A 19372-nucleotide genomic window follows, 5' to 3' on the forward strand; every position below is an offset into this window, starting at 1 on the left:
CCATGACGATGATCTTCGGAATCCCGGTTCAGGCTTTCCTCGGCCAGTTGCTGGTCGGCCTGATCAACGGCTCGTTCTACGCCATGCTGAGCCTGGGCCTGGCCGTCATATTCGGCCTGCTGCGGGTCATCAATTTCGCCCATGGCGCCCAATATATGCTCGGCGCCTTCGTCGGCTATCTGCTGCTCACCTATCTCGGCATCGGCTACTGGCCGGCGCTGATCCTTGCGCCGCTGATCGTCGGTGTCTTCGGCATCGTGGTCGAGCGCCTGGCGCTGTCGCGGCTGTACGATCTCGACCCGCTCTACGGGCTGCTCTTCACCTTCGGCCTCGCGCTCGTGCTCGAAGGCATCTTCCGCTACTATTACGGCGTCTCGGGAAACCCCTACGCCGTCCCGCCGCTGCTTTCGGGAGGCACCAATCTCGGCTTCATGTTCCTGCCCAATTATCGCGGCTGGGTCGTCGTTGCCTCGCTGATCGTCTGCTTCGGAACCTGGGTGCTGATCGAGAAGACCAGGCTCGGTTCCTACCTGCGCGCCGCGACGGAGAATCCCCGCCTCGTCCAGGCTTTCGGCGTCAACGTGCCGTTGCTGCTGACCCTGACCTACGGCCTCGGCTCCGCGCTGGCTGGGCTTGCCGGAATTCTGGCAGCGCCGATCTATCAGGTGAGCCCGCTTATGGGGTCGGATCTCATCATCGTCGTCTTCGCCGTCGTCGTGGTCGGCGGCATGGGATCGATCCTTGGCGCCATCGTCACCGGCTACATGCTCGGCCTTGCCGAAGGCCTGACCAAGGTCTTCTATCCTGAGGCCTCCAACCTCGTGGTCTTCGTCATCATGGCCATCGTGCTTCTGGTCCGGCCGGCCGGCCTGTTCGGAAGGGACGCCTGACATGTCGGAAGAGACATCTGACATGTCGGAACTGACGCTTCGCGAGACATCGGCCAAAACCTCGGCGCGGCTTGAATGGACGCTGGTCGGGCTCGGCATCCTGGCGCTGCTGGTGGCGCCTTTCCTAGTCTATCCGATCTTCCTGATGAAGATGCTGTGCTTCGCGCTGTTTGCCTGCGCGTTCAATCTCCTGCTTGGCTACACCGGGCTCCTGTCGTTCGGCCATGCAACCTTCTTTGGCGGCGCCGCCTACTTCACCGCGCATGCCGTCAAGGTCTGGGGCTGGCCGCCGGAAGCCGGCATTCTGCTCGGCATGGCGGGCGCGGCCCTGCTTGGCTTCGTCATGGGCTTCTTCGCCATTCGCCGGCAAGGCATCTATTTCGCCATGATCACGCTGGCGCTGTCGCAGATGTTCTTCTTCTTCTGCGTGCAGGCGCCGTTCACGCAAGGCGAGGATGGCATCCAAGGTGTGCCGCGCGGCATGCTGCTAGGCGTCCTCGACCTGAACGTCTCGCTGAACATGTATTATTTCGTGCTGGCGGTGTTCCTCGTCGGCGTCTTCGCCATCTGGCGCATCGTCAATTCGCCGTTCGGCATGATCCTGCGCTCGATCCGCGAGAACGAGAACCGCGCCATTTCGCTGGGCTATTCCGTCGCCAACTACAAGCTCGGCGCCTTCGTCATGTCGGCGGCGCTGGCCGGGCTGGCCGGATCGCTCAAGGCGATCGTTTTCCAGTTCGCCACGCTCACCGACGTCACCTGGCAGATGTCGGGCGAGGTGATCCTGATGACGCTTCTGGGCGGCATCGGCACCATGGTCGGGCCGATCATCGGCGCCAGCCTTGTCATCGGCCTGGAAAACACGCTTGCCACTTCCGGCTTTCCGGTGACCATCGCCACCGGCCTGATCTTCATGGTGTGCGTGCTCGTCTTCCGGCGCGGCATCGTCGGCGAATTTTACGCGCGGATTTTCAAGCGGGCGGGAAAGGACTGATCAGCTGCAGGTTGATGGGACGCGGCTTGCGCGTGGTGACGCATGCGTCACCCCAATGAGCACCTGTCCGGATACTTCAGAAAGCTATAGACCTCGATCAAATCGATGCGACTGCTTGCGACCTGGGGCAATTGCGACTCCATCGGAACGGGTGAGCACTGCTTTGGGCAAATCGTGATGCGCGCATTCTTTCGATTGCTTGTCGTTGTAATCATGGCGTCCGGCGTGACCGGTTGCACCAGTATTTCCTACTACGCGCAATCCGTGCAGGGCCATCTGCGGATCATGACAGCGCGCCAGGATGTCGGAAAACTGATCGAGGATCCGTCGACGCCGAAGGCATTGCGCGCGCGAATGGCATCGGCGAGCGCTATACGACAGTTCGCAACGGATGAACTGGCGCTGCCTGACAACAACAGCTACCGCAGCTATGTCGACATTGGTCGGGACTCGGTGACATGGGCTGTCTTCGCCGCGCCGGCATTTTCGCTGACGCCGCGAACATGGTGTTTTCCTGTTTTCGGCTGTGTTCCCTACCGGGGGTATTTCTCCAGGAAGTCCGCGACTGAAACCGCTGTCGAACTTCAAGGACAGGGCATGGACGTCTATGTGACGGGCATCACGGCATATTCCACGCTTGGCTGGTCGAGCGACCCGCTGCTCAGCACGATGTTCGGCCAGGATGAAACCAATCTCGCAGCGCTGGTGTTCCATGAACTGGCCCACCAGCGCGTCTACGTGCACGACGATTCCGCATTCAACGAGGCGTTCGCTGTCGCCGTTGAAACGACCGGCGTGAAAAAGTGGCTGCGCGCGACTGGCGACACCGCCGCATTGCGCCGTTACGAAGCTGCCCGGAGGCGCAAGGCTGAATTTCTTGCGCTGGTGTCGCGGACCCGCGACGAGCTGACGCAAGTCTATTCCAACTCCGGCACCTCGGAGCAAAAACTGGCCGCGAAGACGGCCGCGATTGAACGGCTGCGGATGCGCTACCGACACATGCGCGACAGGCGCTGGGGCCGATACCGGGGATACGATGCCTGGTTCGCTTCCCCGATCAACAATGCAAAGCTCGCCGCGACGTCCGTCTATAGCGATCGGGTGACCGCGTTTCTGCGCCTGTTCGACTTGTGTTCGGGCGACTATGTCAGGTTCTATGCGTCAGTCCGACGGATTGGCGCACTGGACCAAGCTCACCGCGTCGATGCACTTGCGGCGGCAGATCGCTGTTATTGAGCCGGTCAAAAGGGATGGCCCGAAGCGTCGGGGAACTTGCGTCCGAAACCAACCAAATCGCGCGATTGAGATCGCCCGCGCGGTTCTACTGGTCCGAGAACTTCACGCTCACGCCGCGCTGCCGAAAATAAGCCTGCATCAACTTGCGGCCCGAGCGGTTGTTCTGCGCCAGCTTGGCCGGATCGAACACCGCCTGTTTGATCCCTTCTCGCGTCAGCGCCGCCTTAAGCGCCGCGATATGTGTGTCGATGTCGGCATTGTCCGCCCGGAGCGAGGCATAGATGCTCTCGGTCGCCTCGGCCGCGGTCAGTTCGCTCATTGGTGTCGTCCTTTGGTTGGTTGGGCGGCGCTTAGCACAGATTCGCGGTCCGCCGATACCGAGACCGTCAGTACACAGCGCCCGTCGCGAAAGCGAACCGTTCCTTATGGGGCTTCGTAGAGTTCCAGCGGCAATCCATCCGGGTCCCTGAAAAAGGTAAACCGTTGGTCCGTATATGGGTCGATCCGGATAGGCTCGACGGCAACGCCTGCGGCTTCCAGGCGGATAATTACGGGCTCAAGATTAGCCACAGCGAATGCCAGATGTCTCAGGCCTGTAGCCTCTGGGTGGGATGGCCGCATCGCTGGTGCAGGGAAGGAGAACAATTCCAGTTGGGCCGACCCGATCCGCAGATCCGCCTTCCATGATTGCCGCTCCTCCCGATAAACCTCCCGGATCAGATCGAGGCCGAGGAGTTCGACGTAGAACCGTCGCGACTGGTCGTAGTCGGTGCAGATGAGCGCGACGTGGTGAATGGCGTTCAGCATGCTGCTAACCTTGGTCAAGCCGGGATATGAGGCCAAGACGCTTCAAGGCCTGGATCGTCGCGCGCCACGGCTCTGATTTGCCCTGTCCTTCCATCTCACCCATAACACCCGCGTTCCACCGCCAGCCGCCGCACCAGCGCCAGCACGGCATCGATGGTCGGGGTCGGCTTGTCCGTGAGCCGGCCAAGTTCCTGCACCGCGCTCACCAGCGCGTCGATCTCCATCGGCCTGCCGCGCTCCAGGTCCTGCAGCATCGAGGTCTTGTGTTCGCCGACATCGCCGGCGCCCTTGATGCGCCGGTCGACCGCTATGGGAAAACGCACGCCGAGGCTTTCGCCGATCGCCTGCGCCTCCAGCATCATGGTGCGGGCCAGCGTGCGGGTGCCATCGTCGGCAACGATCGCGGCCAGCGTGCTGCCGGTCAGCGCCGAGATCGGGTTGAAGGAGAGATTGCCCCACAGTTTTACCCAGATTTCGCTACGGATGTCCTCGCGCACCGGCGCTTGCAGGCCGGCCTTGACCATCTCCTCGGCCAGAAGCGTGACCCGTTCGCTGCGCTCGCCGGAGGGTTCGCCGAGCGAGAAACGTTTGCCCTCGACATGGCGGATGAGACCCGGCGCATCGACCTCGACGGCGGGATAGACGACCGAGCCGATGACGCGGTCCGGTCCGATCCGCTGCCAGATCGCGCCGCCGGGGTCGACCGCGTTCAGCCTGGTGCCTTCGAGCGGCCCGCCGACGCCGTGGAAATACCACCAGGGCACGCCGTTCTGCATGGTGACGACTGATGTGTGGTCCCCGAGCAGCGGCGCGATCTGGTCGAGGGCTGGGGAGAGCGAATGGGCTTTCAGCGCCAGCACGACGTAATCCTGGGCGCCAAGCTCGTCGGCTTTGGCGGCGGCCCGGACGGGGACCGAAATCTCCTGGCCATCCTCGATCAGGCGCAGGCCGTCCGCCTTGATGGCTTCCAGATGGGCGCCGCGCGCGACGATCGAAAGATCGGTCCGCCCAGTGATGGCGAGCTTGGCCGCAAGATAGCCGCCAATCGCACCGGCGCCGAAGATGGTGATCTTCATCGTCAAAGCCCGAGTTTGGCAGCAAGGCCGATGCGCTGCAATTTGCCGGTCGCACCCTTGGGGATCTCGTCCAGGATCAGGATCTTGCGCGGCACCTTGAAATCGGCAAGCCGTGTCGCGGCATAGGTGCGGATGTCGCCCTCGGTGGCACTGATGCCTTCGCGCAGCACAACCGCCGCGGCCACCTCCTCGCCAAGCTTGTCATGCGGCATGGCGAAGGTGACGACCTGCGCCACCGCCGGATGGTCCATCAGCACGTCGTCGACCTCGAGCGGCGAGATCTTTTCGCCACCGCGGTTGATGATCTCCTTGAGCCGACCGGTGACCCTGAGATAGCCGTCCTCGTCGAGCACGCCCTGGTCGCCAGTGTGGAACCAGCCATGCGCGAAAGCCGTGGCATTGGCATCCGGGTTCTTCTCGTAACCCGTCGTGACATTGGGTCCGCGAATGACGATCTCGCCTGTCTCGCCGGCTGCGAGCAGCCGCCCGTCAGGCGCCATGACAGCCACGGCCGGACCGGCGGAGGCACCGACGCTGCCCGGCTTGCGCTGGCCCGGCGGCAGCCGGTTCGAGGCCATCTGGTGCGCGGCCTCGGTCATCCCGTAGGATTCGATAACCGGGCAGCCGAAGGTCGCCTCCAGCTCAGTCATCACCTGTGCCGGCAGCGACGCCGAGGACGAGCGGATGAAGCGCAGACGCGCCGCCGCCAGCGCCTCGGTGTTGCGTGCTGCCCTGGGCAGGATCGCCTGATGCATGGTCGGCACCGCCGTGTACCAGCTTGGCTGAGCCTCGCTCAGCCACTGGAAGAAGCGCAGCGCGTTGAAGCCGGGCGTGCAGTAGATGCTGCCACCGGCAGCCAGCGACGACAGCACGGCCGCGATCAGGCCGTGAATGTGGAACAGCGGCATGATGTTGAGGCAGCGGTCATCTGGCGTCAGGCCAAGTGTGCCGCCGATATGGGCAGCCGAGGCCGCGATGTTGGCATGGCTGAGCGGCACCAGTTTTGGACGCGATGTCGTTCCGGAGGTATGCAGCAGCAGCGCAATGTCGCTGTCTTGCGCCATGTCGGGCGCGGCCTGTGGTCCGATCGCTGCGCCCTCGATCGTGAAGCTGCCGGCGGGTGTGCCGGGCTGCACGACAAGCCGCAGCACGCCGATGCCGAGGCGTTCGGCCACCGTCACCGCCGGTCCGGTCTCGCCCTCCGCGACAAGGATCGCCTTGGCGCCGATGTCGGTCAGGTAGAAATCGAGCTCGTCGGCCCGGTAGGCGGGGTTGAGCGGAGCCGTCGAGGCGGCGGCCGCTACGGCGACGAAGGCGGTGGCCATCTCGGGCCCGTTCGGCAGCACGATCGCCACCCTGTCGCCGCGGCCGATGCCGCGCGCATGCAGCTGTTTTGCCGTATCGGCGATCAGGCTGCGCAATTCGCCATGGCTAAGCGTCGCCCTGTCGGGTGCCAGGATGGCGGGCGCATCGTCGGCGCCGGCGGCGAGACGGCGGGAGAGATCTGCGTGGGTTTCGGTTTGGGTCATGATCACCGGCTGGATTTCGAACGACTATTGGTGGAAGCCCCGCTGACGGGCTTGCCTCGATATGGATACGCCATTGGACAACGGATCGCCTCAGTAGCCAAGCGCCAAACCATCCTTGCGCGGATCGGAAGCGCCGGTCAGCGTCCCCTTCTCCCAATCGATCAGCACCACCTGCCCGCCGCCAAGCGGATGATGTGGTTCGGCTATGCGGTGGCCGCGCCCGCGCAGGCCTTCGATTGCATCAGTGGGAACGCCACGCTCGGCCTCCACGGTGTCGTCATTGTAAAACACCCTCGGCGCATCCAGCGCCTGCTGCGGGTCCATGCCGAAGTCGATCATGTTGGTCAGCAGATGGACATGGCCGAACGGCTGATAGCCGCCGCCCATGACCCCGAACGGCATCACCACGCGGCCGTTCTTCGTCGCCATGCCCGGCATGATCGTGTGCATCGGCCGCTTGCCCGGTGCGATCGCGTTCGGATGCGCTGGATCGAGGCGAAAGCTGGAGCCGCGGTTCTGCAGCACGACACCGGACTTGGGGCCGACGACACCGCTGCCGAACGAATAATAGGTCGAGTTGATGAAGGACACCGCGTTGCGGTCGCGATCGACAATCGAGATGTAGACCGTGTCGCTGTCGGGCAGCTCCACGCGCGGCAGATGCGTCATGGCGCGGTCGCGGTCGATCTCGGCGCGCAGCCGGTCGGCATAGGCGCCGGACAGGAGCTCTCTGACCGGCACTGGGACATGGTCCTGGTCGCCGACATAGCGGTCGCGGTCGCGATAGGCCAGGCGCCCGGCCTCGATCTCCAGATGCAGGCGCTCGGCACCGTTGGGATCCAGCCCGCCAAGCTCGAAGCCCGACAGCAAATTGAGCATCAAAAGCGCCGTCAGCCCCTGATTGTTCGGTGGCATCTGGTGGATCTCATGGCCGCCATAGGAGGTGCTGACCGGCGCCACATAGTCGCCTCGGGTCGCGGCGAAATCCTCGGCCGTATGAAGTCCGCCCAATGCATTGAGCCGACTCACCATGTCGTCGGCGACAGCGCCTTCGTAGAAACCGGACCGGCCGTGTTTGGCGATGATGCGCAAGGTCTCCGCCAACTCCGGCTGCCGGTGGACGTCGCCAGCCTTCGGCGCCTTGCCGCCAGGCAGGAAGATGCGCGCGGCATGCTCGTCGGCCGACAGGTCGGTCTCCGGCTCGGCCCAGTCGAAGGCGACGCGGTCGTGCACGACATAGCCGCTCTCGGCATAGTGGATGGCCGGCGCCAGCGTCTCGGCAAGGCCCTTGCGGCCATGGTCTTCGAGCAGGCGGCTCCAGGCGTCGACGGCACCCGGCACGGTGACCGCATGCGGCCCCTGCAACGGGATGCGGTCGAAGCCTTTCTCGCGGTACCAGTCGACTGTCGCCCTGGCAGGCGCGCGGCCGGACCCGTTGAAGGCCAGCACATTGCCTTGTCCCCCGGGAGAATAGAGCACGAAGCAGTCGCCGCCGATGCCTGTCGATTGCGGCTCGACCACGCCCTGCACGGCGGCGGCGCAGACCGCGGCATCCATGGCATTGCCGCCGGAGCGCAGCATGTCGATGGCCGCAAGGGTTGCAAGCGGATGCGAGGTCGCGGCAACCGCCTCGGTGGCACGAACCGGCGAGCGGCCGGGAAACTGGAAATCACGCATTCTGTCTGGATATCCCATGGGTCACTTCTGCGAATTCGTCTGGTGAAATCAATGCCGCCGGCCGAAGATCTGCGCAACCGACAACAGCACGACCGAGAGCACGATCAGGCAGGTCGAGATGGCGGCGATCGTCGGGTCGATCTGGTCGCGCAGCGCATTGAACATGCGGCGCGTCAATGTCGTGGTCTCGCCGCCCGATATGAACAGCGAAACCACCACCTCGTCGAAGGAGGTGATGAAGGCAAACAGCGCACCCGAGACGATCGAGAAGCGGATCTGTGGCATCGTCACCTGCCAGAAGGCGGCGACACGGCCGGCGCCAAGGCTGCGCGCCACCCGCTCCTGATTCATGTCGTAGGAGCGCAGCCCGGAAAGCACGGTCAGCACCACCAGCGGCAGCGCCTGCACCGTGTGCGCGATGACCAGGCCGGTCAGCGTGTTGTTGAGCCCGATGCGCGCATAGAGGAAGAAGGTGCCGATGCCGATCAGGATCACCGGGACGATCAGCGACGCCGTCAGCAGCGCGTTGATGGTGCCATTGAAGCGCAGCGTGCCCCGGTTGATGGCATAGGCGGCCGCGGTCCCGAGCGGTGTCGCCACCAGCACCGTCATGACAGCCACCTTGACCGAGACGATCGTCGCGTCGCGCCATTCCAGCGACCCGAAATAGGTCTGGTACCAGCGCAGCGACCATTGCTGCGGCGGGAATTGCAGCAGCGTCGAGTCCGAAAACGACATGATGACGATGATGATCGACGGCGCGATCAGGAACAGAAGCACGAGGCCGCCGAGGCAATAGAGCCACAGCCGTTGCCGGTGCGAGATAGGCAGGCCAAAATCCTCGCTCATCGCGAACTCCACACACCTGTGGCGCGCGCGCCGAGCAGCCACTGGAACAGGCCGAGAAGCGCCAGCGTGACCACCAGCAGCACCACGCCGAGTGCTGCACCCGCGCCCCAGTTGGAATAGAGGCTGGTGGTCTGTTCCATGCGCATCGCCCACATGATGACCTTGCCGCCGCCCATCAGCGCAGGCGTGACGAAGAAGCCCAGGCAGAGCACGAAGACGATGACCACGCCCGAGGCGAGGCCGGGCAGCGACAGCGGAAAGAAGATCTGCCGGAAGGTGGCGGCCGGGCCGGCGCCGAGGTTCATGCCGGCGCGCAGGCAGTCGGTGTCGATTGTCTTCATCGAGGCGTAAAGCGGCAGCACCAGGAACGGCAGCAGGATATGCGTCATGCCGATGACGACGCCCGAAAAATTGTTAGCGAGCGATAGCGGCTGGCTGATGACACCGAGGTCGATCAGCCAGCTGTTGATCAGGCCCTTGCGCTGCAGGATCACCAGCCAGGCATAGGTGCGCACCAGGACCGATGTCCAGAACGGCAGGATGACGAAGATCAGGCAGATCGACGCCGCCCGGCGCGGCAGTTGCGACAGCATGTAGGCCAGGGGATAGCCAAGCAGCACGCAGGCGCCGGTGACGATGAAGGCGACCTTGAAGGTGGTGACAAAGGTCTTGATGTAGGAGGCCTGCTCGAAGAATCGCGCATAATTGGCGGCGCTGAAGCCGCCCGCTTCGTCGAACAACGACAGCCAGAACAGCCAGCCGATGGGCACGATGATGATGGCGAAGACCAGCAACAGGCTCGGCGACAGCAGCGCCAGCAGCCGTAGTGATTCACGCCGGGCGTCGGCGCGAAGTGCCTGCGTGTTGAGCTCCCGGCCTGCTGGGCTGCCGGTCTCCTGCATGAGGGCGGTCTGCGCGCTCATCAGTCTGCCGCCACCAGGATCGTGTCGTGCGCATCGAGACCGAAGCTGACCGGCTGGCCGGGAGCCGGCATTTTCGCCAGCACATCGCTGCGGCAATAATCGCGCAACGTCAGCTGCCGGCCGTCGCGCAACGCCGCGTAGCAGACGAAGCTGTCGCCCTGGTAGATGATGTCGTTGACCGTCGCCTCGAGCACATTGACGCCCTTTGGCTGTTCGGTATTGGTGAGCAGCCGCAGCTTTTCCGGCCGCACCACCATCAGGTACTGGCCTGCCGCCGGCGTCGCCGCCGCCGTATGGATTCTTCGGTCCTCGTACCAGACGGAGCCGTTGCGGCACTCGACCGGAATGAAATTCGATTCGCCGATGAAGCCTGCTACAAATTGCGTTTGCGGCCTGGCGTAGAGGCTTTCGGGCTTGTCGAGCTGTTCGATGCGTCCGCCGTTCATGACAGCAATGCGGTCCGACATGGTGATGGCTTCGCGCTGGTCGTGCGTGACATAGACGGTGGTCATGCCGAGCCGCCGATGCAGGGCGCGTAGCTCGATCTGCATGTGCTCGCGCAGGCCCTTGTCGAGCGCCGACAAGGGTTCGTCCATAAGCACGATGCGCGGCTCGAAGACGATGGCGCGCGCCAGCGCCACGCGCTGGCGTTGGCCGCCGGAGAGCTGGTCGACCCGGCGCTCGCCCAGTCCCTGCAATTTCACCAGATCGAGTGCCTTCTCGACACGCTCGGCCGTCTCGGCGGCGGCGACGCCGCGTTGCTTCAGCGGAAAGGCGATGTTGTGAAAGACGTTCATATGCGGAAACAGCGCGTAGTTCTGGAACACCATGCCGATGTTGCGCTTGTGCGGCGGCGTGGTGATGATCTCGTCGCCGCCGACCCTGATCGAGCCGGCATTGGCCCGCACGAAACCGGCCAGGATCATCAGCAGCGTCGTCTTGCCGGAACCGGAAGGCCCCAGCAGCGTCAGGAATTCACCAGCCTCGACATCGAGGTTGAGGTCGCGCAGCACAGGCACACTGCCAAATCGTTTCTCGATCCCGCGCATGCCGATCGGCAACGCGGATGGCGCAATGGACAAGATTTTTCTCTCCCAGGGGCTGAGGCGGCGAAAGCAGGGCGAGGCGTCGCCCTGCCGTGGTTTGGATTGCGGCCGCAGCCTATTGCTGGATCAGATTGTTGAACTTTTCCGTCGCCTCGACCAGGTTGTCGCGCCAGAATTCTGCATCCTGCAACACCTGCTTCTTGACGTTTTCGGGCGCCGAATTGATGTCCTTGATCCTGTCCTGCGGGATCTTGCCAGTCTCGAAAGCCTTCTCGTTGACCGGGCCATTGTCGACATAGAGCGGCAGATTGGCCTGCAATTGCGGGCTGACGAACATCGCCAGCGCCTTCATGGCCGCCTCCTTGTTCTTGGCGCCCTTCGGGATGACCATGCAGTCGGCGGTCAGCACGCCCTGGTCGAAGGAAAAGCTGATCGGCGCGCCTTCCTTTTTCAAGGTGCCGGCGCGGCCGTTCCAGATGCTCGCCATGTCGACTTCGCCGTCCTTAACCAGCTGCATGGCCTGGGCGCCGGAGGTCCACCAGGCGTCGACATTGCCGCGGATCTTGTCGACGGAATTCAACGCGCCGTCGATATCGACCGGATAGACCTTGTCGATCGGAATGCCCTCGGCCAGTGCGGCAACGCTCAGCGTTTCCGTCGCCTGGCTGCCGCTCAGCGCGCGCCGTCCCGGAAACTTTTCCACGTTCCAGAAATCGGCCCAGGTCTTCGGGCCTTTGTCGCCGAATACGTCGGTCCGGTAGATCAGCACGACCGAGGTGTAGGAAATGCCGACCCAGTCGTCGTGGACAAGCTTCGGGTTGATGCCGCTCTTGTCGATGATGCCGTAGTCGAGCTTTTCGAACAGCCCTTCCTTCGAGCCGCGCGCACATTCGTCGGCGCCAAGTTCGGTGATGTCCCACTTCACCGCATTGCCGGTCACCTGCAGCCGGACGTCGTCGAGGCCGTTGGTGGTGTCTTCCTTGATGGTGATGCCGAGCGCGTCGGCGGTCGGCTTGAAAAACGCCTTGGTCTGCGCCTCCTGGTAGGTGCCGCCCCATGAGGCGACGGTGATGGTGTCGCCCGCCATGGCGGGGGCTGCGAACGAAGCCATGAGGCCCGCCATCGCAACGATGCTAACGTTTCTGGTTCTGTTCATTTTTCGGCTCTCCAACCGGTGTTCCCATTGTTTTTGATTTGGCATGCTATTTTGTATACAATTTTGAGTGTAGCCTAGCGATCGATGTTGTCAACACCGCCGGCGCGCTCGAAATGTACGCTTCGTGCCGGACCAGGTTGGTGAGGGACGGCTTCGCCGGAGGCGTGGCAAATTGCGCCGACTGCGGCTACAGCTATGCGTGTTCCGGCTGAAAGGCCGGAGAAGTGGGAAGGGAAGCTTGGCCAAGGAAACCAAAAATACGCTGCGCGACTCGGTCTACTCCGCGCTGAAGGCGATGATCGTGACCGGCCAGATCCCGCCGGGCTCCCGCGTCACCGAAAACGATATCGCGGCGAAGCTGACGGTCAGCCGAACCCCGGTGCGCGAGGCTTTCAATCGCCTCGAGCGTGACGGGCTGGTCACCGGCCGGCCGCGCCAGGGCTATGTCGTCACCGAGTTCGACATCAACATGTTCCGCGAGGCCTTCGAGATCCGCGAACTGCTCGACGGCCATGCGACGGAACTTGCGGCAACGGCGGCGACGGAACAGGACAAGGCGCGGCTGCGCGCCATGCTGGCCGAATGCGAACGGCTGGCAGCCATTCCGGAACGCACGAACCGGGAAAAATTCCAGGAACTGGAAGTCGGCATCGACCTGCACCGCGTCATCGCCGAAATCAGCGGCAACGTCATGCTGCACAACATGCTGTGCGGCATCCTCGACAAGTGCCAGCACTACGTCTGGACCGAACTCCTGTGGCTGGACGAATGGAAGATCGCCCGCGACGAGCACGCCGAGATCGTCGATGCCATCTGCGCCGGCGACGCCGCCAGAGCCGGCACGCTGGCACGCGCCCATGTGCGCGGCTCGCGCGACAATGTGCTGCGCCTGCTGCAGGCCAAGTCGGATTATCGGAATTTTCTGGCGAAGGCGTCTTGATACAGGTGGCCTTCCTGGCATTCCGCCTCGCTGCACAAGAGGGCAACAAATGGCGGTGTGATCGCCGGTTCTCACTTCACCTTTTGCCGAAACTTGGAATGGCAGCTTGAGCAATCCTGGAGGATAAGGTGCAGAAGATGCTCCGCCGGCAATCCGGCCGGATCCGCCTGCGTTGTCTTCAGCCGCTTGCCGAGCAGACTGCCCCCGTCCATTGACGTCATCGCGCCCATGCGCATGTCCCCGGTGATCCGGGCAGGCGCGGTTTCGGCCTTGGCTGCCAATGCATCGGCGAGTTCGCCAATGTGACTGGCGAGCGCCTCGAACTCCGGCCGCGCCTGATCGATTTCCGCTTTGGCGCCCGACGGCGCGCCCAGCGTGCCCGGCGGGAATTCAGCCATCAGGGCGGGTCCGGTACGGGCGCTGAGCGCCTCCGCCGCCGCCTTGAAGCTGGCGGCGTCGTAGGCGCGCTTGCCGCCGAACATCTCGGCGATGGTTTTCGCTGCCGCCGCCATAGCCTTCATCGAGGCCTGGCGTGCGGCCACGATCTCATCACTGGAGGCGACCGCCTGCGGCGAGGAGAGGCTCAGCGAACCGGCCAGCGCCAGCACCACCGCTCCGAACGCGATGCCGAACTTCATGCCATGACATCGAGCACGCCCATCATGCCGAGCTGCTCGTGCTCGAGGATGTGGCAGTGATACATGCGCTGCCCCGGCCTATCCTGGCGCAGCAGGAGCCGCACCGTCTCGCCGCGGGCGACGTTCACCGTGTCCTTCCATGCGAGATAGGGCGGCTTGGACACCGCGCCGTCGCGCTCATGTTCGACGACCTGGAATTGAGTACCGTGGACGTGAAAGGGATGGTCCATGTCGGCCTGGTTGACTATCTCCCAGAGCTCGATCTCGCCGGCCCTGGCGACGAAGTCGACGCGTCCCATATCGAAGGCCTTGCCGTTGATCAGGAAACCCATCTCCATGCCGGTGGGTTTCATCGCCATGGTCTCCGTTAAAAAGAGTCGCCGGCTGAGGACAGGGTCGGCGAACGGTGCGATCGGCCGCAGCCGCGCCGGCAGCTGCGGCACCGCCTCGGCTTCGTTCTCCGAGACATCGACCGTCAGCAGCGTCAGCCCCGCATCGGCCGGGCGGCCGGGACCCATCCAGCCACGGTCGTAGCCGAGCGTATCGAGGGTGATGGGGCCGGGCCTGTCGAAGGATGCGACCAACTCGAGGCGTTCGCCCGGGCTGAGCAGGATCTCGTCCGCCGCCACCGGCGCCGCGAGCAGCCCGCCATCCGTCCCGATGACTGTTATCGTCGCGCCGTCGAAGGCAAGCTTCAGGAACCGTGCGTTGGTGGCGTTGTAGAGGCGCAGGCGTCGCTTGGCGCCCTTTGCCACCGAGAGCCTGGGATTCTTCTGGCCGTTGACCAGCACGTGGTCGCCAACGCGGCCGTTCATCAGATCGCTCATGCTGTTGCTCGGTATCGAGCCATCGGCGGCAAGTCTGAGGTCGGTGAACACCAGCACCGTGTCGCCATATTCGGCCGGGATGGGATCGGCCTTGGCCTTGACGACGAAGGCGCCGGCAAGACCCCGATAGACCTGCTCTGCCGTCTTGCCGTGCGGGTGCGGGTGGTACCAATAGGAGCCTGCGGAGCCTTCCGGCAGCTCGAAGGCATAAACGCGCTCGGTGCCCGCCGCAACCGGATCCATCGGACTGCCGTCCTGGTCGGCGGGCACCGGCATGCCGTGCCAGTGGATGGTGCTCACCTCGTTATCGATGCGGTTGGCAAATGTGATCTCGACGCGGTCGCCTTCGAAGGCCTCGATCAGCGGCCCCGGGCTGATGCCATTATAGGCGAGGATCGGTGTGTCTCGCCCCTCGGCGAACCTCGCAATGGCCGGTTCCGCGGTCAGCCTCGCCCTGAGCAAGCCCGGCCGGTCGGCTTCGTTGGCAAGCACCTGCAGGGCGCGCAACGCCTGGCCTTCGGGCAGGGTGACCGCGTCTTGCACCATCGCGGCCACGTAGTGCCCGGCATGGCCGCCCATGCCGGGCATCGACATATCGTCCATCTTCGTCTGCGCCAGCGCACGCGGGCTCGCCAGAACCGTCGCCAGGCTTGCCGTCAGAAATCCGCGTCGATGCATTTCTCCGCTCCTTGCTCTCGATGAAAGGCCCGCCGGAAGACCTCGCGTGACCCTAAGGGTTCCAGCAGCTGGAAGGTCAAGTGAGATCGAGCAGTCGACGGTGACGATAGAAGCTGCGTTGGCGCACGACGTAGTGAGAGCCCGGACCCGCTGTCCGATCATGAACACCGGTCGTTCCGGCGAAGCCGCAGAGTTCTCAGCCCTTGCGCTCCTGAAGGCTGTTGCCGCCGTCGACCACCAGCAGCGCGCCATTGACATAGCTGGCGCCTTCCGAGGCCAGGAATGCCACCGCGGCGGCCACTTCATCCGGCCGCCCGGCCCGCGCCGGCGGCGTATGCAGGGCGGCTTGCCGCTCCATTTCGCTCGACGAGCCCGTTTCGATCCAGCCGGGAGCGACGGCGTTGACCGTGATGCCGTTTTTCGCCACTTCGAGCGCCAGCGTGCGCGTCAGGCCGGCCATGCCGGCCTTGGCGGCCGAATAGGCTGCCGTGCCTTCGAAAGACACCAGCGGGCCGGTGACCGACGCCACATTGACGATGCGCCCATAGCCCGCTTCGACCATCGCCGGCAGAAAGGCCTTCGTGACGAGGAATGCCGTCTTCAGGCTGACGTCGATCCCCTGGTCCCAGTCGGCCTCGGTCATGGCGAGAAACGCCTTGTCGACCGATGGCGATGCCAGCGAGCCCATGCCGGCATTGTTGACCAGTATATCGACCGCCCCGACATCGGCCCGCAGCCGCGCGACATCGGCAGCGATGGTGAGATCGGCGACCACGGCCTTGGCATCGATGCCTTCTGCACGGAGCCCAACGGCGCGATCGAGCACACGCGCACTGGCACCGGTGAGAAAAACGGCATGACCGGCATAGCCGAGCTGCCGGGCAATGGCAAAGCCGATGCCGTCGGCCGCGCCGGCCCCGGTGATCAAAGCGCGTTTGATGCGGGTATGGGGAATGGTCAAATCGGGCTCCGCTGGTTCCGCCTGTCGCGGTCTTACCACGCAGATTGGACAACGGCGCTGCGAAGATTTGCTCTGCAGCATTCTGCGCCGCTTAGCCGAGCTTCGTCCTGGTGACCCGCGTAGGCGCCGCCCGAATGCTTAGTCCATTGCGTGGCCGGTGTTGACCAGCCATCCTGCCACCGCCGTGCAGTCGCAGGCCGTCACTCGTTCCCGCCGTTCGGGTTGGAGCCCGCCATGACGCAAGTTGACACGCAACCGGACCTTATGCGCCCAATGTCATCCTCGATAGGTCACTTCCATGGCAGTCCTGCTGCGCTGAGGCGTGACCACAGGTTATTTCTAAACTCCGGACCGCGCGCTTGCTGCAATCGATCGACATACTCGCCGGTCAACCTGGGCGACTCGCGCGAGACGAACGACACGTCCTTCCGCGCAGACTCGAGATCGCCCATCCCCATGTATGATGCAGCCCGCAGGAGCCGTGCCCAGTGGTATTCAGGCAGGACCATCAGAAATCGATCAAACGAGGCAGTCGCGGCGTTATAGTTCCCGCCGGCGTATTCGGCATCGCCCCTGAACAGAAAGATCGGATGATAATTCGGACTGAGAAGGTCGGCCCGCGCGAAAGCTGCCTGTGCACCTTCGAGATCTCCGGCGTAAGTTAGCCCAATTCCCAGCCAGGTACGACACTCTGCATCGTTCGGATTGAGTGCGATGGCCCGCCACAGGCAGCCAAGGCCCGTCTGCAAGTTTCCGAGATAAGTCTCGGCCAATCCGAGAGCACTGTGCAGAGATGCTTCCCGGTCATGGCCACAAAGTCCGGCCCGAGCCTCATCACCAGCCCGGCGAAAGGCCTGGACGGGTTCAGTGGACCATCCGTTGAAGCAGGAGTGGAAATCGACCCAGGCAAGAGTCTCCCTTATCAAGGCATGCTCTGGCTCGGCGGCGAGGAGCCTTTCACAGAGACGCCGCGCTACGACCATGCCTTTCGCCGTCGGCCGTTCGACGTGGTAAAACGCCTTCAGATAGAGCTTGTGGTGCTGAATTGCTTCCTCGAGGGCGGGCGGGCCTGCCGCGTGCTTCATCAACACCTGGAAGAGGTTTCCGCTGATCACGCCTGTCAATTCGTCATGCGATGACGTCTGGGCGAGATCATATCTTGCGCTCCAGACCTCGACTTCCTCCTCGGCGTCCACGAGATGCGCGAAGGCGTGCATGGCTTTGTCATGGCTATGGACCGCGACCTCCAGGACATAGTTGGCTCCCGTGGTCCTGCCGATTTCCTTGACAGTGAGATGCCGCTTCGCGAGCGCGAACATTGTGGCCGCTGCGACGATTCCGATCTGGGAGAAGCGTCCGAGCTCTGCGGTCAACGCGCGCGTCAATGCATCCGCATCGGTCCTTGTTTTGCCGAGCTGACCCTTGACCGGCATCACCGCCAGCCGCGGTTTTTCGCTTTGATGGGGTGACAGCCCACCTGGCCTGGCGCCGGAAGCGCCGGCAAAGTACGCCGCGAGCCCGATCTTGGTCCGCACCCCAAGTTTTCCGTAGATGGTCGCAAGGTGAGTGCGAACAGTGGCCGGAGCAATGAAAAGCGCCTTGCCGATCTCCCGATAGGTCAGGCCGGCGGCAAATTTTTCCGCGACCTCGCGCTCACGACCCGACAAAGCGACAAGCGTTTGAGCTTTCGAAGCGCCGAGCACCATTGTGGACCCCCGTCCTTGGAAACCCCTCCGTAGCCGAAGAATGCTACAGAAGAATGCTACAAATGCACTAGGCCGAATACCGCATCTGCCCGATTCCGCCGCAGGCTCGCACGGCGCTAGCTTCCCCGACGGCAACAAACAATCGGCTAAGGGGGGTTCCATGCGTCCTGTATCCATAGTGCTGGCATGCACGGCCTTGGGCTATTCCGCCCAACCGTCACCTTCTTTCGCAAGCGGGTGCCGACAGTTGCTGGAATCAAACGTGAAAATCGCCAGCATGCATGCCTATGCCAGCATCTTGGCCAATGCTGCCCGCAACGGCTGGAACTACACGCCTGAATCGATCGTCAGCGGCTCGAAGCGTCACTTCGAGGAGATGAGTCTCCAGTTGATCGCAGCCGGTTATGAGATTGTCCCCGCCAACGCTCACCCGCACTGCGCCAATCTGAACAGGGCGGAAAACGACGAGAGCACGATGACGACCGAGCCGAACACCTAAGGAAGCCCGATCGACCGCGGTCTGATCTAAGCTGGTCTCACCGCGCGCCACATACACCAGCTTTTGTCGAAACATCGATATGTCGAAGGTGCGGGCCAACTGTCTGCTGCTCGGATCGAGATGATCCAGCACGTCTTCTGCGTGCGCTGCCTGATCGCGGGGTTCGTTATCAATGATCATGCATGACCTTCCCGATGCCGCCGGAGAGCCGGGCGACACTTCAGGCCTGTCGCGTTTCGCCGCGGCAATCCGTTCACGCATGGTAGGTCCCGGAGGATATTACAATCTCGGCAATGGGCTCGGGCTGGCGACGGGCGTCATGGTCCAGATCGTTGCCGTGCCGCCGGGTTCCGCCGTGAGTGGCCATGCCGCGCTCCTCGATTATTTCGTTGGCAGCATCGCTGCCCTGTCGCTCACCCTGGCCACGCTGGTCTTCTTCTGGAGCGGCGAGATCTACTGCCGCGCATGGGCCAGGAAGCCGTCCCCAGACGTGTCCCTAAACCGCCTTGGCGACATCACGTCGGGGGTCGGGGCGATCGGACTCGGCATCGCCCTGTTCCTGTTCGGCGAACCTGTGCTTGCGGCGACCTCGGGCTTGCTGCATGCGCTCGGCAAGTTCGGCAGCGCCTTCGAGGACGGCAAGCCGTTGCCCGGCTGGCCAGCCAACTGGCCCAATCCGTTCCGGAGTGCCGTTCTGGCCAGCCGTCTGCCGGCGCTGGTCTCGGCCGCGGTGGGGAGCGGCGGTGCCCTGCAACTGGTATGGTCGGGCGCTTCCTGGACGCTCGTCGCAGCGCCGCTGACATTGCTTGTCTGCTATCTGCTTTGGGCCAAGGCAGACCTGTTGCTGCTGCTCCAGGAGGTGCGAGCCGGGAGCGCGCCGGCATCGTCCGCCGGCAACCGAGATCGAACGTGACGGCCCATGTCGAAGACAGAGGCCCCT

Annotated in this window: 19 protein-coding genes; 6 read left to right on the forward strand and 13 right to left on the reverse strand. The window is 63.7% G+C overall.

The window, feature by feature from the left end:
* Positions 1-2 precede the first annotated feature (2 nt).
* From NP945_RS12320 to NP945_RS12330, 3 genes are all read left to right on the forward strand, one after another.
* The gene (locus tag NP945_RS12320; RefSeq protein ID WP_127321083.1) at positions 3-890 is read left to right on the forward strand and encodes a branched-chain amino acid ABC transporter permease; all 888 of its coding nucleotides are present in this window, start codon (positions 3-5) and stop codon (positions 888-890) included.
* A 22-nt stretch (positions 891-912) separates the two neighbouring features.
* Entirely contained in the window at positions 913-1884 is a 972-nt protein-coding gene (locus NP945_RS12325; protein ID WP_127267612.1) for a branched-chain amino acid ABC transporter permease, read from the forward strand.
* Positions 1885-2061: 177 nt separating this feature from the next.
* Entirely contained in the window at positions 2062-3120 is a 1059-nt protein-coding gene (locus tag NP945_RS12330; RefSeq protein WP_256746748.1) for an aminopeptidase, read from the forward strand.
* Positions 3121-3205: 85 nt separating this feature from the next.
* Here the strand turns inward: NP945_RS12330 and NP945_RS12335 are convergent, their stop codons facing one another.
* From NP945_RS12335 to NP945_RS12375, 9 genes are all read right to left on the reverse strand, one after another.
* A complete protein-coding gene (locus NP945_RS12335) occupies positions 3206-3439 on the reverse strand; it encodes a hypothetical protein (RefSeq protein WP_256746500.1) in 234 nt (77 codons plus the stop codon).
* 104 nt (positions 3440-3543) lie between these two features.
* The gene (locus tag NP945_RS12340; protein ID WP_127328086.1) at positions 3544-3927 is read right to left on the reverse strand and encodes a VOC family protein; all 384 of its coding nucleotides are present in this window, start codon (positions 3925-3927) and stop codon (positions 3544-3546) included.
* A 95-nt stretch (positions 3928-4022) separates the two neighbouring features.
* Positions 4023-5003, reverse strand: a complete 981-nt coding sequence (locus NP945_RS12345; RefSeq protein WP_256746501.1) for a 2-dehydropantoate 2-reductase — start codon at positions 5001-5003, stop codon at positions 4023-4025.
* Between the two features lie 2 nt (positions 5004-5005).
* Positions 5006-6532, reverse strand: a complete 1527-nt coding sequence (locus NP945_RS12350; protein ID WP_256746502.1) for an acyl--CoA ligase — start codon at positions 6530-6532, stop codon at positions 5006-5008.
* Positions 6533-6622: 90 nt separating this feature from the next.
* On the reverse strand, positions 6623-8209 hold the full coding sequence (gene ggt, locus NP945_RS12355) for a gamma-glutamyltransferase (protein ID WP_256746503.1): 1587 nt from the start codon (positions 8207-8209) through the stop codon (positions 6623-6625).
* A 48-nt stretch (positions 8210-8257) separates the two neighbouring features.
* Entirely contained in the window at positions 8258-9058 is an 801-nt protein-coding gene (locus NP945_RS12360) for an ABC transporter permease (protein WP_127328093.1), read from the reverse strand.
* A complete protein-coding gene (locus tag NP945_RS12365; RefSeq protein ID WP_127268037.1) occupies positions 9055-9981 on the reverse strand; it encodes an ABC transporter permease in 927 nt (308 codons plus the stop codon). The genes NP945_RS12360 and NP945_RS12365 overlap by 4 nt, the downstream gene beginning before the upstream one ends.
* Complete coding sequence (locus NP945_RS12370) at positions 9981-11063, reverse strand: ABC transporter ATP-binding protein (RefSeq protein ID WP_256746504.1); 1083 nt, start codon at positions 11061-11063, stop codon at positions 9981-9983. The genes NP945_RS12365 and NP945_RS12370 overlap by 1 nt, the downstream gene beginning before the upstream one ends.
* A gap of 79 nt (positions 11064-11142) precedes the next feature.
* Entirely contained in the window at positions 11143-12183 is a 1041-nt protein-coding gene (locus NP945_RS12375; RefSeq protein ID WP_128369683.1) for an ABC transporter substrate-binding protein, read from the reverse strand.
* Positions 12184-12421: 238 nt separating this feature from the next.
* On the opposite strand from NP945_RS12375, the gene NP945_RS12380 reads away from it, so the two are divergent.
* Positions 12422-13123, forward strand: coding sequence for a GntR family transcriptional regulator (locus tag NP945_RS12380; RefSeq protein ID WP_127268040.1), 702 nt, complete (start codon positions 12422-12424; stop codon positions 13121-13123).
* Positions 13124-13194: 71 nt separating this feature from the next.
* On the opposite strand, the gene NP945_RS12385 is transcribed toward NP945_RS12380, so the two are convergent.
* From NP945_RS12385 to NP945_RS12400, 4 genes are all read right to left on the reverse strand, one after another.
* On the reverse strand, positions 13195-13731 hold the full coding sequence (locus tag NP945_RS12385; protein ID WP_256746505.1) for a cytochrome c: 537 nt from the start codon (positions 13729-13731) through the stop codon (positions 13195-13197).
* A 26-nt stretch (positions 13732-13757) separates the two neighbouring features.
* Positions 13758-15266: a multicopper oxidase family protein gene (locus tag NP945_RS12390; RefSeq protein ID WP_256746506.1), complete on the reverse strand. Its 1509-nt coding sequence runs from the start codon at positions 15264-15266 to the stop codon at positions 13758-13760.
* A 196-nt stretch (positions 15267-15462) separates the two neighbouring features.
* On the reverse strand, positions 15463-16227 hold the full coding sequence (locus NP945_RS12395; RefSeq protein WP_256746507.1) for an SDR family NAD(P)-dependent oxidoreductase: 765 nt from the start codon (positions 16225-16227) through the stop codon (positions 15463-15465).
* A gap of 290 nt (positions 16228-16517) precedes the next feature.
* The gene (locus NP945_RS12400) at positions 16518-17933 is read right to left on the reverse strand and encodes a LuxR C-terminal-related transcriptional regulator (protein WP_256746508.1); all 1416 of its coding nucleotides are present in this window, start codon (positions 17931-17933) and stop codon (positions 16518-16520) included.
* Positions 17934-18195: 262 nt separating this feature from the next.
* Here NP945_RS12400 and NP945_RS12405 point away from each other — a divergent pair, with 262 nt between their 5' ends.
* On the forward strand, positions 18196-18432 hold the full coding sequence (locus NP945_RS12405) for a hypothetical protein (RefSeq protein ID WP_127318860.1): 237 nt from the start codon (positions 18196-18198) through the stop codon (positions 18430-18432).
* A 172-nt stretch (positions 18433-18604) separates the two neighbouring features.
* Complete coding sequence (locus tag NP945_RS12410) at positions 18605-19345, forward strand: hypothetical protein (RefSeq protein WP_206516808.1); 741 nt, start codon at positions 18605-18607, stop codon at positions 19343-19345.
* Positions 19346-19372: the final 27 nt, after the last annotated feature.

The sequence above is a fragment of the Mesorhizobium sp. LMG17149 genome, from assembly GCF_024518695.1.
Taxonomy (GTDB): Bacteria; Pseudomonadota; Alphaproteobacteria; order Rhizobiales; family Rhizobiaceae; genus Mesorhizobium.

Bases quoted from the DNA above. Each gene is read 5' to 3' on its own strand.
- NP945_RS12320 (WP_127321083.1), top strand. From the start codon at position 3: ATGACGATGATCTTCGGAATCCCGGTTCAGGCTTTCCTCGGCCAGTTG.
- NP945_RS12325 (WP_127267612.1), top strand. From the start codon at position 913: ATGTCGGAACTGACGCTTCGCGAGACATCGGCCAAAACCTCGGCGCGG.
- NP945_RS12330 (WP_256746748.1), top strand. From the start codon at position 2,062: ATGCGCGCATTCTTTCGATTGCTTGTCGTTGTAATCATGGCGTCCGGC.
- NP945_RS12335 (WP_256746500.1), bottom strand. From the start codon at position 3,439: ATGAGCGAACTGACCGCGGCCGAGGCGACCGAGAGCATCTATGCCTCG.
- NP945_RS12340 (WP_127328086.1), bottom strand. From the start codon at position 3,927: ATGCTGAACGCCATTCACCACGTCGCGCTCATCTGCACCGACTACGAC.
- NP945_RS12345 (WP_256746501.1), bottom strand. From the start codon at position 5,003: ATGAAGATCACCATCTTCGGCGCCGGTGCGATTGGCGGCTATCTTGCG.
- NP945_RS12350 (WP_256746502.1), bottom strand. From the start codon at position 6,532: ATGACCCAAACCGAAACCCACGCAGATCTCTCCCGCCGTCTCGCCGCC.
- ggt (WP_256746503.1), bottom strand. From the start codon at position 8,209: ATGCGTGATTTCCAGTTTCCCGGCCGCTCGCCGGTTCGTGCCACCGAG.
- NP945_RS12360 (WP_127328093.1), bottom strand. From the start codon at position 9,058: ATGAGCGAGGATTTTGGCCTGCCTATCTCGCACCGGCAACGGCTGTGG.
- NP945_RS12365 (WP_127268037.1), bottom strand. From the start codon at position 9,981: ATGAGCGCGCAGACCGCCCTCATGCAGGAGACCGGCAGCCCAGCAGGC.
- NP945_RS12375 (WP_128369683.1), bottom strand. From the start codon at position 12,183: ATGAACAGAACCAGAAACGTTAGCATCGTTGCGATGGCGGGCCTCATG.
- NP945_RS12390 (WP_256746506.1), bottom strand. From the start codon at position 15,266: ATGCATCGACGCGGATTTCTGACGGCAAGCCTGGCGACGGTTCTGGCG.
- NP945_RS12400 (WP_256746508.1), bottom strand. From the start codon at position 17,933: ATGGTGCTCGGCGCTTCGAAAGCTCAAACGCTTGTCGCTTTGTCGGGT.
- NP945_RS12410 (WP_206516808.1), top strand. From the start codon at position 18,605: ATGATCATGCATGACCTTCCCGATGCCGCCGGAGAGCCGGGCGACACT.